The organism is Klebsiella sp. JN_Kp122 (assembly GCF_040062085.1).
Classification (GTDB): domain Bacteria; phylum Pseudomonadota; class Gammaproteobacteria; order Enterobacterales; family Enterobacteriaceae; genus Klebsiella; species Klebsiella aerogenes.
The window spans coordinates 73,998-86,720 of the sequence record NZ_JBEAHW010000025.1; the positions used below are offsets into that span (position 1 = coordinate 73,998).

Genomic DNA, 12,723 nt, shown 5'->3' on the forward strand with positions numbered 1-12,723 from the left:
ATAAGCAACCCGTCTTTTATAAAGCCACGTAAATACCCCCGCGTCAATTGCTGCGAAATCGCTTCAGCAAACGAATAAATGGCGATAATTTGCGAAAGTTAACTCAGCGGTCGGCGGATAAGCATTACTTATGGAAGTGTGACGATCGTCACTCTCCCGCCTCTGCACGTGAAGGCGGGAAACTAGCAGCGATTAATGCCAGCAGAAGTGATGGACAACCTGGGTGATGAGTTCGCGCGTCGGCTTAATAAACCGCGTCTCCAGATATTCATCCGGCTGGTGGGCCTGGTTGATGGAGCCCGGTCCTAACACCAGCGTAGGACAGAGCGTCTGGATAAACGGCGCTTCGGTGCAGTAGTTCACCACTTCGGTCTGCGCGCCGAGCAGTTTTTCAACCACTTCGACCAGCTTGTGGTCCGGCGGGCATTCATAGCCTGGAATCGGCGGATGCAGCTCCGAGACCGTCAGACGCCCCGGCCAGCGTTCGCTGACCGGCGCCAGCGCTTCATCCAGCAGGCCGTTCAGGTCGTTAAGCGTCATCCCCGGCAATGGACGAATATCCATGTGCAATTCGCAGCAGGCGCAGATGCGATTGGATGCATCGCCGCCGTGAATGGCGCCCAGGTTGAGCGTCGGATAAGGCACGGTGAAGGCGGCATAGTGGTAACGCTCTTTTAAATCATCGCGCAGTTGCATTATGCGGCCAATCGCATCGTGCATCAGTTCGATAGCGTTCACGCCGCGTGCCGGGTCGCTGGAGTGGCCGGACTGGCCCAGTACGCGTACCGCTGTTGAAATGTGGCCTTTATGCGCCCGCACCGGCTGCAGCGAGGTCGGCTCGCCGATGATGGCGCAATCCGGGCGCAGTTGCGTGGTTTCGGCAAAGTAGCGCGCGCCCGCCATGCTGGTTTCTTCGTCAGCGGTGGCCAGAATATACAGCGGTTTTTTCAATTTACTGACGTCAACGTCGCGCAGGGCATCGAGGATAAACGCGAAGAAGCCTTTCATATCGGCGGTGCCGAGCCCGTAGAGTTTGTTGTCGTGCTCCGTAAGTGTAAACGGGTCGCGGGTCCAGCGACCATCGTCGAAAGGCACGGTATCGGTATGCCCGGCGAGCAGCAGGCCGCCAGCGCCGTGGCCAGTGCTGGCCAACATATTGAATTTATTGCGCGTCTCAGGTACCGGCTGGATCTCGACGTTGAAGCCCAGATCGCGGAACCAGCCGCCGAGTAAATTGATTAAAGACTCATTGCTTTGATCCAGCGCTTCTTCGGTCGCGCTGATGGATGGTGTGGCGATCAATGCGCGGTAAATCTCGATAAAGGGCGGTAAATTGTTTTTCATTGTTGACACACCTCTGGTCATGATAGTATCAATATTCATGCAGTATTTGTGAATAAAAATACAATATCGTTGAGCGCAATAAAACCCATCGAATGTAAGGAGATGCTCTTCCAATGCTAAATACGCTGATCGTGGGAGCTAGCGGCTATGCCGGCGCAGAGCTGGTGGCCTATGTAAATCGCCACCCTCATATGAACATAACCGCTTTGACCGTCTCCGCGCAAAGCAATGATGCCGGAAAGTTAATTTCCGATATACATCCGCAGCTGAAAGGTATTGTCGACCTGCCGCTGCAGGCGATGTCCGATATCAGCGAATTTAGCGCCGGCGCGGATGTAGTGTTCCTCGCCACCGCGCATGAAGTTAGCCACGATCTGGCGCCGCAGTTTTTGGCCGCGGGCTGCGTGGTGTTCGATTTATCCGGCGCGTTTCGCGTCAACGATGGCGCGTTCTACGAAAAATACTACGGTTTCACTCATCAGCATTCCGATCTGCTTAAGCAGGCGGTATACGGTCTGGCGGAGTGGAACGTAGAAGCATTGAAAGAGGCGAATTTGATCGCGGTGCCTGGCTGCTACCCGACGGCGGCGCAGCTGGCGTTAAAACCGCTGATCGATGCCGGTCTGTTGGATCTGAAGCAATGGCCGGTGATCAACGCCACCAGCGGCGTTAGCGGCGCCGGGCGTAAGGCGGCGATGAGCAATAGCTTCTGCGAAGTCAGCCTGCAGCCGTACGGTGTTTTCAATCATCGCCACCATCCGGAAATTTCTACCCATCTGGGCGCAGAGGTGATCTTCACTCCCCACCTTGGCAATTTTAAACGCGGTATTCTGGAAACCATTACCTGCCGCCTGAAGCCGGGCGTCAGTAAAGATCAGGTGGCTGAGGTCTTCCAGCAGGCCTATGCCAATAAGCCGTTGGTCCGTTTATACGATAAAGGCGTACCGGCGCTGAAAAACGTAGTTGGGCTGCCATTCTGTGATATCGGTTTTGCCGTCCAGGACGAACATATTATCGTCGTGGCCGCAGAAGATAACTTGCTGAAAGGCGCGGCAGCGCAGGCCGTGCAGTGCGCTAACATTCGTTTCGGCTTCGCTGAGACGCAGTCTTTAATTTAAGGTGTGATGATGAACAATCCATTGATTATCAAACTTGGCGGCGTGTTGTTGGACAGCGAAGAAGCGCTGGAACGTCTGTTTACCGCCTTGGTGCACTACCGCGAAACACACCAGCGTCCGCTGGTTATCGTCCACGGCGGCGGCTGCGTGGTGGATGAGCTGATGAAACAGCTTAATCTGCCGGTGAAAAAGAAAAATGGCCTGCGCGTAACGCCTGCCGATCAGATTGACATCATTACCGGCGCGCTGGCGGGAACTGCCAACAAAACGCTGCTGGCATGGGCGAAAAAGCATGGTCTTTCCTCGGTAGGGCTGTTCCTCGGCGATGGCGATAGCGTGAAGGTGACTCAGTTGGATGAAGAACTAGGCCACGTTGGTAAAGCGCAGGCAGGCTCGCCGACGCTTATCAATACGCTGTTGGCGGGCGGCTACCTGCCCGTCGTGAGCTCGATTGGCGTCACCGACGAAGGACAACTGATGAACGTCAACGCCGATCAGGCGGCGACGGCGCTGGCGGCGACGCTGGGCGCGGATCTTATCCTGCTGTCCGATGTTAGCGGCATTCTCGACGGTAAAGGTCAGCGGATTGCGGAAATGACCGCCTCCAGGGCTGAACAACTGATTGAACAGGGCATTATTACCGACGGCATGATTGTGAAAGTGAACGCGGCGCTGGACGCGGCGCGCGAGCTGGGCCGCCCGGTGGATATCGCTTCCTGGCGCCATGCCGAGCAGCTGCCGGCATTATTTAACGGTACCCCGATCGGTACGCGTATTTTGGCTTAAGATTGAATGCCCGGCGGCGCGTTGCTTGCCGGGGCGATAAGACCGTAGACCGGGTAAGCGCAGCGCGACCCGGCAGAACTCACGAATAAAGGAAGCATGTTATGGCACTTTGGGGCGGGCGTTTTACACAGGCAGCAGACCAGCGGTTCAAACAATTCAACGACTCTTTACGCTTTGACTATCGTCTGGCGGAACAGGATATCGTGGGATCCGTCGCCTGGTCCAAAGCGCTGGTAACCGTAGGCGTACTGACCGCCGATGAGCAGCTGCAGCTGGAAGAGGCGCTGAACGTTCTGCTGGAAGAGGTACGCGCCAACCCGCAGCAAATCCTTGAAAGCGATGCCGAAGATATCCATAGCTGGGTCGAAGGGAAACTGATCGATAAAGTCGGCCAGTTGGGCAAAAAACTGCATACCGGACGTAGCCGTAATGATCAGGTCGCCACCGATCTCAAGCTGTGGTGCAAAGAGACCGTCACCGAGTTGCTGTCCGCGACCCGCCAACTGCAAAGCGCGCTGGTGGAAACCGCTGGCAACAATCAGGATGCGGTGATGCCGGGTTATACCCATCTGCAGCGCGCCCAGCCGGTGACTTTTGCGCACTGGTGTCTGGCCTACGTTGAAATGCTGGCCCGTGATGAAAGCCGTCTGCAGGACGCGCTCAAGCGCCTCGATGTCAGCCCGCTGGGATGCGGCGCGCTGGCGGGAACCGCTTATGAAATCGACCGTGAGCAGCTGGCCGGTTGGTTGGGTTTCGCATCGGCGACCCGTAACAGCCTCGATAGCGTCTCCGATCGCGATCACGTGCTGGAACTGCTTTCCGATGCCTCTATCGGCATGGTGCACCTGTCGCGTTTTGCCGAAGATCTGATTTTCTTCAATACCGGCGAAGCGGGTTTTGTTGAACTGTCTGACCGCGTTACTTCCGGTTCGTCGCTGATGCCGCAGAAGAAAAACCCGGATGCGCTGGAACTGATCCGCGGTAAATGCGGCCGAGTGCAGGGCGCGCTGACCGGCATGATGATGACCCTGAAAGGGCTACCGCTGGCCTACAACAAAGATATGCAGGAAGACAAAGAAGGGCTGTTCGATGCGCTGGACACCTGGCTTGACTGCCTGCACATGGCGGCGCTGGTGCTGGACGGTATCCAGGTGAAACGTCCGCGCTGTGCGGAAGCGGCGCAGCAGGGTTACGCCAACGCTACCGAGCTGGCGGATTACCTGGTGGCAAAAGGCGTTCCGTTCCGCGAAGCACACCATATCGTCGGTGAAGCGGTGGTTGAAGCGATTGCTCAGGGCAAAGCGCTGGAAGATTTACCGTTAAGCGACTTGCAAAAGTTCAGCAGCGTTATCGGCGATGACGTCTACCCGATCCTGTCGTTGCAGTCCTGCCTTGATAAACGTGCGGCCAAAGGCGGCGTCTCGCCGCAGCAGGTGGCGCAGGCGATTGCCGACGCCAGACAGCGCCTGGTGTAAGAGATTACACCGATGTTGAATGAGCCTGGGTAATCCCCGGGCTTTTTTACGCCAAAAAAAAGCGGACACGAGGTCCGCAAAAGTTCACGTTGGCTTTAGTTGTTCGGGTAGGGAAACTGTGAGGCGACTCAATGATTTTCAGATGTTCTCCTCGTTTCTGTGGTTATTATTGAACAGAAAACTTGATAGGGATAATCGTTCGTTGCTATTCTATCTATCGCCATGGACTATCGTGGCGATGGAGGATGAATAATGAATATTCGCGATCTTGAATACCTGGTAGCGCTGGCTGAACATCGCCACTTCCGACGTGCGGCAGATTCCTGCCACGTCAGTCAGCCTACGCTTAGCGGACAAATTCGCAAGCTGGAAGATGAACTTGGGGTGATGTTGCTGGAGCGCACCAGCCGTAAGGTTCTGTTCACTCAGGCGGGTTTGCTGCTGGTGGATCAGGCGCGTACCGTGCTACGCGAAGTAAAAGTGCTCAAGGAGATGGCAAGCCAGCAAGGGGAAACCATGTCCGGGCCGCTGCATATCGGCCTGATCCCAACGGTGGGGCCATATTTGCTGCCGCACATAATTCCGATGCTGCATCAGACTTTCCCGAAGCTGGAAATGTATCTGCATGAGGCGCAAACCCATCAGCTGCTGGCGCAGCTCGATAGCGGTAAGCTCGACTGCGCGATCCTCGCGCTGGTCAAAGAGAGTGAAGCCTTTATCGAAGTGCCGCTGTTCGATGAGCCGATGATGCTGGCTATCTACGAAGACCATCCGTGGGCAGAGCGCGATCGCGTGCCGATGGCGGATTTAGCGGGTGAAAAGCTGTTGATGCTGGAAGACGGACACTGTCTGCGCGACCAGGCGATGGGCTTCTGCTTTGAAGCGGGTGCGGACGAAGATACCCACTTCCGCGCGACCAGCCTTGAAACGCTGCGCAACATGGTTGCCGCCGGAAGTGGTATTACACTACTGCCTGCGCTGGCGGTGCCGCAGGAGAGAAAACGCGATGGCGTGGTCTATATTCCGTGCATTAAGCCGGAACCAAGACGCACTATCGGGCTGGTTTATCGTCCTGGTTCGCCGCTGCGTAGCCGCTATGAGCATCTGGCGGAGGCCATCCGTAGTACTATGGATGGCCACTTTGATAAGGCGTTAAAAGAGGCGGTTTAAGCCGTTTAACGCCGCTACCCGATAGGCTTCGGCCATGGTCGGGTAGTTAAAGGTGGTGTTAACGAAGTACTCAATGGTGTTACCGCCGCCTTTCTGCTCCATAATTGCCTGGCCGATATGAATAATTTCGGCCGCGCGCTCACCAAAGCAGTGGATGCCGAGGATCTCTTTCGTCTCGCGATGGAACAGAATCTTCAGCGTACCCACGCTCATACCGACGATTTGCGCCCGCGCCAGATGTTTAAACTGTGCGCGACCTACCTCATAAGGCACCTTCATCGCGGTTAGCTGCTGCTCGGTTTTACCCACCGAGCTGATTTCCGGAATGGTGTAGATCCCGGTCGGGATATCTTCAATCAGATGCGCGGAGGCTTCGCCTTTGATCAGCGCCTGCGCGGCGATGCGTCCCTGATCGTAAGCCGCTGACGCCAGGCTTGGATAACCGATAACGTCACCGACGGCATAGATGTGCGGTAGGGCGGTCTGATACATGCTGTTTACTTTCAGCTGGCCGCGGCTGTCGGTTTGCAGACCGATATTTTCCAGCGCCAGCGTATCGGTATTACCGGTACGACCGTTGGCGTACAGCAGGCAGTCAGCTTTCAGCTTCTTACCAGACTTCAGATGCATGATCACGCCGTCATCGACGCCTTCGATTTTCTCGTACTCTTCGTTATGGCGGATAACCACGCCGCTGTTCCAGAAGTGATAGGAGAGCGAATCGGACATCTCCTGATCGAGGAACGCCAGTAGACGATCGCGGGTATTGATCAGATCGACCTTAACCTCCATACCGCGGAAGATCGACGCGTACTCGCAGCCGATCACCCCGGCGCCGTAAATGATCACATGGCGCGGTTCGTGGTGCAGGCTAAGAATGGAATCGCTGTCGTAAATACGCGGGTGGTGGAAATCGACATCGGCCGGATGATACGGGCGCGAGCCGCAGGCGATAACGAATTTCTCGGCGGTGACCGTTTCTACGGTGCCATCGTGACACTCCAGCGCCAGCGTGTGCTCATCAACAAAGTGGGCGTTGCCCTGCAGAATTTCGCAGTGGTTGCGCTCATAGAAACCCTGACGCATATGGGTTTGCTGGTTAATGACGCTGTCGGCATGGTTGAGGATGTCGGCGAAGGAAGAACGGAGAAGACGGGAATGGTCGCTGTAGAGGGGGTTTTGGTTAAACTCGATAATACGGCTGACGGCATGGCGAAGCGCTTTTGACGGGATGGTTCCCCAGTGGGTACAACCACCGCCGACATTATGGTAGCGCTCGATAACGGCAACACGAGCTCCCTGTTTCACCAGTCCCATAGCGGCGCCTTCACCGCCAGGACCGGAACCAATCACTATTGCATCATAATCCCAAGAGTGTGACATGGCATTACTCACCTGTTTTATACACAAAATAAACACGATGATAACATTTGGCGAGCTTTAACCCAATTATCGTTGTGCTTTTTTGCGGCATAAAAGCAGAAACGGCTCATAAACAATCATTCACAATCCAGTACAAACCGATTAGTTTTAATCTCTGGTATAGTGCCGACAGGGCTATTGGAAGGATTCATACATCGTGATGGGCGTAAGAGCACAACAAAAAGAAAAAACCCGCCGCTCGCTGGTGGAAGCGGCATTTAGCCAACTTAGCGCTGAGCGAAGCTTTGCCAGCCTGAGCTTGCGCGAGGTTGCGCGGGAAGCAGGGATCGCGCCGACGTCCTTTTATCGTCATTTTCGCGATGTCGATGAGTTAGGCCTGACGATGGTAGACGAAAGCGGGCTAATGCTGCGCCAACTGATGCGCCAGGCGCGCCAGCGCATTGCAAAAGGCGGCAGCGTGATCCGCACCTCCGTCTCTACCTTTATGGAGTTTATTGGTAACAACCCGAACGCCTTCCGCCTGCTGTTGCGTGAGCGTTCTGGCACATCCGCGGCGTTTCGAGCCGCTGTAGCGCGCGAGATCCAGCATTTCATCGCGGAACTTGCCGACTATTTAGAACTCGAAAACCATATGCCGCGCGCCTTTACCGAAGCGCAGGCTGAAGCTATGGTCACCATCGTATTCAACGCCGGTGCGGAAGCGTTGGACGTCAGTCCGGAGCAGCGCCGACAACTGGAAGAGCGGCTGGTACTGCAGCTCAGAATGATTTCAAAAGGCGCGTATTACTGGTATCGCCGTGAACAAGAAAAAATGTCACATCATTCCGAATAACGTGAAGGACGAGCAATGAAACACTCAGTTCAAGATAAAGGTACGCTACTGCTGGCGCTGATCGCGGGTCTGTCCATTAATGGCACCTTCGCCGCGCTGTTCAGCTCAATCGTTCCCTTTTCCATCTTCCCGGTTCTGTCGCTGCTGCTGACGGTATACTGCCTGCACCAGCGCTATCAGAACCGCAGTATGCCGGTCGGGCTGCCGGGGCTTTCCGCCGCCTGCTTTATTCTCGGCGTATTGCTGTATAGCACCGTGGTGCGCGCAGAATATCCGGATATCGGCTCTAACTTCTTCCCGGCGGTGCTGTCTGTCGCGATGGTGTTCTGGATCGGTTACAAGATGCGCAACCGCAAAGATACCGCGGCGGAGTAATCCGCCAGGTAATAACCCGGCAACGTTGCGTTCGCCGGGTTTTTTTATGCGTTTATTTCTTCGTTAACAGTACGCCGCATTCCATATGGTGGGTATACGGGAACTGATCGAATAGCGCCAGGCGGGTGACATTGTGCGTCTGGCTGAGGGTTTCCAGGTTCTGGCACAGTGTTTCCGGGTTGCAGGAGATATAGAGAATTCGTGGATAGGCCTGGACCATTTTTTCGGTCTCGCTATCCAGCCCGCTGCGCGGCGGATCGACAAAAATGGTTTCGCACTGATAGCTTTGCAGATCGATACCCTGCAGGCGGTTAAACTCCCGCACGCCGTTCATCGCCTGGGTAAATTCTTCCGCCGCCATACGGATAATTTGCACGTTATCGATATGGTTGGCGGCAATGTTGTATTGCGCGGAGGCGACTGACGGTTTAGCGATTTCCGTCGCCAGCACGCGATCGAAGTTACGCGCCAGCGCCAGCGAGAAGTTGCCGTTGCCGCAGTAGAGCTCCAGCAGATCGCCGGTGGAACCTTTGGTGACGTCCAGCGCCCACTCCAGCATCTGAATATTCATCGCCGCGTTTGGCTGGGTAAAGCTGTTTTCCACCTGACGATAGATCATTTCGCGCCCGCCAACCGGCAGACGTTCATCGACATAATCCCTATCGAGCTCGATTTTGGTTTTAGTGGCGCGGCCTATCAGCTGCACGTTGAGATTTTGCGCGCGTAGGGCATCGCGCAGCGCTTCCGCATGCTGGCGCCATTCGTCGTCGAGTTTCTTGTGATAGAGCAGCGAGACGATGGCCTGGTTGCTCATGGTCGTCAGATAATCAATCTGGAAAAGTTTATGGCGCAGGACCGGGTTATGGCGCACGCCGTCGAGCATTGCCGGCATCAGCTGGTTGATGAGCTCGCTGGCGGCCGGGAAGGTATCGACGCGAATACGCGACTTGGTCTGCTGATCGAAGATGATGTGATAGAGGTCGTCGCCGTCGTGCCACAGGCGAAATTCAGCGCGCATCCGGTAGTGGCTGACCGGCGAACGAAATACCTCCGGAACCGGCGCGGCAAAAGGGGCCATCATTTTCTGCAAACGGACGACTTTTTCTGCCAGTTGCGCTTCGTATTGCTCGGTAGGGAGGTGTTCGGGGGTCATGATGCATCCTGAATAAAATAAGTACGCGGGGATTGTAGGGAAAGCATTGGGGATGTCCAGCCCTGGTTGCGGATGAAATATCGTTATAGCAGTCTGGACATCTATATGTTTCTAATTGTAGCATCTTGCAACCGGTCCTCTGAGTTAATAGGGAATCCAGTGCGAATCTGGAGCTGACGCGCAGCGGTAAGGAAAGGCGAGAAATAAGCGCACTCGGTGCAGACACTGCGGTTAGCCGTGGGAAGTCATTATTTCTTAAAGCAGCCTCCAAGCCCGAAGACCTGCCGGATACGTCGCATTTGGTTTCTATCATCGCGAGCTACTGATAGAGCCGGCGGCATCCTCTCTATATTATGGATGCTTTTACAATGATTAAAAAAGCTTCGCTGATGACGGCTTTATCCGTCACGGCATTTTCCGGCTGGGCGCAGGACAGCAATTCAAATACGTTAGTGGTGACGGCAAACCGTGTGGCGCAACCTATCGAAACCGTGCTGGCGCCGGTGAGCGTGGTGACGCGGCAGGATATCGATCGCTGGCAGTCAACCTCTCTCACCGATGTGATGCGCCGCCTGCCGGGCGTGGACATCGCGCAAAACGGCGGCATGGGGCAGCAGAGCTCTCTTTTCGTACGCGGCACCAACTCCAGCCATGTCTTAATCCTGGTGGATGGCGTACGTCTGAATCAGGCGGGCGTCAGCGGCTCTTCCGACTTAAGCCAGTTCCCTATCGCTCTGGTACAGCGCATTGAATACGTTCGTGGCCCGCGCTCGGCGGTCTACGGTTCGGATGCGATCGGCGGGGTGGTAAACATTATTACCACTCGCGACCAGGACGGCACCACGCTCAATGCCGGCGTGGGCTCAAATGGCTACCAGAACTATGGCGGCAGCACGCAGCAGACTTTCGGCGGACATACCCGCGTCACCCTGGCGGGCGACTATACCTATACCAAAGGCTTTGATGTGGTCGCCGAAGGCAATACCGGCGGCGTTCGCCAGCCGGATCGCGATGGCTTTATGAGCAAAACGATCTACGGCGCGCTGGAGCATAGCTTCTCCAATGAGTGGAGTGGCTTTGTGCGTGGGTACGGCTATGACAACCGGACGGCCTACGACGGCTCTCCTTATGGCGGCGTATTAGTCGATACTCGCCAGTTGTATAGCCAGACCTGGGATGCCGGCCTGCGTTTTAATCAGGATATCTTCCACTCGCAGCTGACTTCCAGCTATAGCCACAGCAAGGACTACAATTACGATCCGCGACTGGGGCGCTATGACACCTCGGCGACGCTGGATGAAGTGAAACAGTACAATGTGCAGTGGGCGAACACGGTCGATGTTGGCCACGGCAACGTTGGCGCTGGAATTGACTGGCAAAAACAAACCACCGAGCCTGGCACGAACTATGTGACCGATGGCTATGAAATCCGTAATACCGGCCTGTTTATCACCGGCTTGCAAAAGTTGGGCGATTTCACCCTGGAAGGGGCGGCGCGTAGTGATGATAACTCGCAGTTTGGCCAGCATGGTACCTGGCAGAGCAGCGCCGCGTGGGAGTTTATCGACGGCTACCGCTTTATCGCCTCTTATGGCACTGCCTACAAAGCGCCGAATCTCGGCCAGCTGTACGGCTTCTACGGTAATCAGAATCTCGACCCGGAAGAGAGCAAGCAGTGGGAAGGGGCCTTTGAAGGCCTGACGTCTGGGGTGACATGGCGCCTGTCCGGATATCGTAACGACATCGATAATCTGATCGACTACGACTCGCAGTTGATGAAATATTACAACGTCGGCAAGGCGCGTATTAAAGGTATTGAAGCGACGGCGTCGTTTGATACCGGGCCGCTGGCGCACAGCATCAGCTATGACTATGTCGATGCGCGTGATGCGAAAACCAACGAGCTGCTGGTGCGCCGGGCAAAACAGCAGGTGAAATACCAGCTGGACTGGCAGGTTTATGATTTCGACTGGGGGGTGACCTATCACTATCTTGGCACCCGTTATGACAACACTTACGACCCGGTAACCTATGCGCCTGAGAGCGTTAAGTTGGGCGGTGTAAGCTTGTGGGATCTCGCAGTTTCGTATCCAGTCACCTCACATCTCACAGTTCGTGGTAAAATAGCCAACCTGTTCGATAAAGATTACGAGACAGTATATGGCTACCAAACTGCAGGACGGGAATACACCTTGTCTGGCAGCTACACCTTCTGATCCACGTCCCACCGTGCTGGTGTTTGATTCCGGCGTCGGTGGGTTGTCGGTATATAACGAGATTCGGCAGCTGTTGCCGGATCTACATTATATTTATGCTTTCGATAACGTTGCCTTCCCCTATGGCGAGAAGAGCGAAGAGTTTATCGTTGAGCGTGTTGTTGAAATCGTGACTGCCGTTCAGCAACGCTATCCTCTGGCGCTGGCGGTCATCGCCTGTAATACCGCCAGTACCGTTTCCCTGCCAGCCCTACGTGAAAAGTTCGCTTTCCCGGTGGTCGGCGTCGTACCAGCGATTAAACCTGCCGCGCGCTTAACGGCGAACGGTATTGTCGGCCTGCTGGCGACGCGCGGTACCGTCAAGCGTCCTTATACTCGTGAACTCATTGACCGCTTTGCCAATGAGTGCCGCATCGAAATGCTGGGTTCCGCTGAGCTGGTGGAACTGGCAGAGGCGAAGCTGCACGGCGAAGCGGTACCGTTGGAAGAGCTGCGCCGAATTCTGCGCCCGTGGCTACGGATGCAGGAGCCGCCCGATACGGTCGTATTAGGTTGTACGCACTTCCCGCTCCTGGCGGAAGAACTGCAACAGGTCATGCCGGAAGGGACGCGATTTATTGATTCCGGCGCGGCGATTGCTCGACGTACCGCCTGGTTGCTGGAGCATGAAGCGCCGGATGCCAAATCGAATGATGCCAATAAGGCTTTTTGCATGGCGATTACCCCGGATACTGAACAGCTTTTACCCGTTTTACAGCGTTATGGCTTTGAAACGCTGGAAAAACTACCGCTTTAAAGGCGTTTTGCGCAAAAAAAAGACGGTTGAAAAGTTTTTTGAAAACAGGGCTTGTCAACGTCTCAGAACTCCCTA

The 12,723-nt window shown here is 55.3% G+C and carries 11 protein-coding genes and 1 riboswitch; of the genes, 8 read left to right on the forward strand and 3 right to left on the reverse strand.

Annotation, left to right across the window (positions count from 1 at the left end; translation table 11 throughout):
- Positions 1-192: 192 nt before the first annotated feature.
- Positions 193-1,344, reverse strand: a complete 1,152-nt coding sequence (gene argE, locus ABLU78_RS11945) for an acetylornithine deacetylase (protein ID WP_015368914.1) — start codon at positions 1,342-1,344, stop codon at positions 193-195.
- A 113-nt stretch (positions 1,345-1,457) separates the two neighbouring features.
- Between argE and argC the strand changes: the two genes are divergently transcribed.
- The 4 genes from argC (at position 1,458) to oxyR (ending at position 5,893) form a co-directional block, all read left to right on the forward strand.
- Positions 1,458-2,462 carry an N-acetyl-gamma-glutamyl-phosphate reductase gene (gene argC / locus ABLU78_RS11950; protein ID WP_047077317.1) on the forward strand — a complete coding sequence of 335 codons (1,005 nt, stop codon included), beginning with the start codon at positions 1,458-1,460 and terminating at the stop codon, positions 2,460-2,462.
- 9 nt (positions 2,463-2,471) lie between these two features.
- Positions 2,472-3,248, forward strand: a complete 777-nt coding sequence (gene argB / locus ABLU78_RS11955) for an acetylglutamate kinase (protein ID WP_015368912.1) — start codon at positions 2,472-2,474, stop codon at positions 3,246-3,248.
- A gap of 101 nt (positions 3,249-3,349) precedes the next feature.
- On the forward strand, positions 3,350-4,723 hold the full coding sequence (argH, locus tag ABLU78_RS11960) for an argininosuccinate lyase (protein ID WP_015368911.1): 1,374 nt from the start codon (positions 3,350-3,352) through the stop codon (positions 4,721-4,723).
- A 252-nt stretch (positions 4,724-4,975) separates the two neighbouring features.
- Complete coding sequence (oxyR, locus tag ABLU78_RS11965) at positions 4,976-5,893, forward strand: DNA-binding transcriptional regulator OxyR (protein WP_015368909.1); 918 nt, start codon at positions 4,976-4,978, stop codon at positions 5,891-5,893.
- On the opposite strand, the gene sthA is transcribed toward oxyR, so the two are convergent.
- On the reverse strand, positions 5,876-7,276 hold the full coding sequence (gene sthA, locus ABLU78_RS11970; protein ID WP_015368908.1) for a Si-specific NAD(P)(+) transhydrogenase: 1,401 nt from the start codon (positions 7,274-7,276) through the stop codon (positions 5,876-5,878). The genes oxyR and sthA overlap by 18 nt on opposite strands.
- A gap of 196 nt (positions 7,277-7,472) precedes the next feature.
- On the opposite strand from sthA, the gene fabR reads away from it, so the two are divergent.
- Positions 7,473-8,108 carry an HTH-type transcriptional repressor FabR gene (gene fabR / locus ABLU78_RS11975; RefSeq protein ID WP_015368907.1) on the forward strand — a complete coding sequence of 212 codons (636 nt, stop codon included), beginning with the start codon at positions 7,473-7,475 and terminating at the stop codon, positions 8,106-8,108.
- A gap of 15 nt (positions 8,109-8,123) precedes the next feature.
- Positions 8,124-8,483: a YijD family membrane protein gene (locus ABLU78_RS11980; RefSeq protein ID WP_015368906.1), complete on the forward strand. Its 360-nt coding sequence runs from the start codon at positions 8,124-8,126 to the stop codon at positions 8,481-8,483.
- 52 nt (positions 8,484-8,535) lie between these two features.
- On the opposite strand, the gene trmA is transcribed toward ABLU78_RS11980, so the two are convergent.
- On the reverse strand, positions 8,536-9,636 hold the full coding sequence (gene trmA / locus ABLU78_RS11985) for a tRNA (uridine(54)-C5)-methyltransferase TrmA (RefSeq protein ID WP_020077583.1): 1,101 nt from the start codon (positions 9,634-9,636) through the stop codon (positions 8,536-8,538).
- A 115-nt stretch (positions 9,637-9,751) separates the two neighbouring features.
- A riboswitch (cobalamin riboswitch) is annotated at positions 9,752-9,940 on the forward strand.
- Positions 9,941-10,004: 64 nt separating this feature from the next.
- Here trmA and btuB point away from each other — a divergent pair.
- Together btuB and murI are read left to right on the forward strand one after the other, a co-directional pair.
- Positions 10,005-11,852 carry a TonB-dependent vitamin B12 receptor BtuB gene (gene btuB, locus ABLU78_RS11990; RefSeq protein ID WP_015368904.1) on the forward strand — a complete coding sequence of 616 codons (1,848 nt, stop codon included), beginning with the start codon at positions 10,005-10,007 and terminating at the stop codon, positions 11,850-11,852.
- On the forward strand, positions 11,797-12,648 hold the full coding sequence (gene murI, locus ABLU78_RS11995) for a glutamate racemase (protein ID WP_015703959.1): 852 nt from the start codon (positions 11,797-11,799) through the stop codon (positions 12,646-12,648). Before btuB ends, murI begins: the two co-directional genes overlap by 56 nt.
- The last annotated feature ends 75 nt before the right edge of the window (positions 12,649-12,723 follow it).

Coding starts and splice junctions, on each gene's coding strand:
- argE (WP_015368914.1), bottom strand. CDS start 1,344: ATGAAAAACAATTTACCGCCCTTTATCGAGATTTACCGCGCATTGATC.
- argC (WP_047077317.1), top strand. CDS start 1,458: ATGCTAAATACGCTGATCGTGGGAGCTAGCGGCTATGCCGGCGCAGAG.
- argB (WP_015368912.1), top strand. CDS start 2,472: ATGAACAATCCATTGATTATCAAACTTGGCGGCGTGTTGTTGGACAGC.
- argH (WP_015368911.1), top strand. CDS start 3,350: ATGGCACTTTGGGGCGGGCGTTTTACACAGGCAGCAGACCAGCGGTTC.
- oxyR (WP_015368909.1), top strand. CDS start 4,976: ATGAATATTCGCGATCTTGAATACCTGGTAGCGCTGGCTGAACATCGC.
- sthA (WP_015368908.1), bottom strand. CDS start 7,276: ATGTCACACTCTTGGGATTATGATGCAATAGTGATTGGTTCCGGTCCT.
- ABLU78_RS11980 (WP_015368906.1), top strand. CDS start 8,124: ATGAAACACTCAGTTCAAGATAAAGGTACGCTACTGCTGGCGCTGATC.
- trmA (WP_020077583.1), bottom strand. CDS start 9,636: ATGACCCCCGAACACCTCCCTACCGAGCAATACGAAGCGCAACTGGCA.
- btuB (WP_015368904.1), top strand. CDS start 10,005: ATGATTAAAAAAGCTTCGCTGATGACGGCTTTATCCGTCACGGCATTT.
- murI (WP_015703959.1), top strand. CDS start 11,797: ATGGCTACCAAACTGCAGGACGGGAATACACCTTGTCTGGCAGCTACA.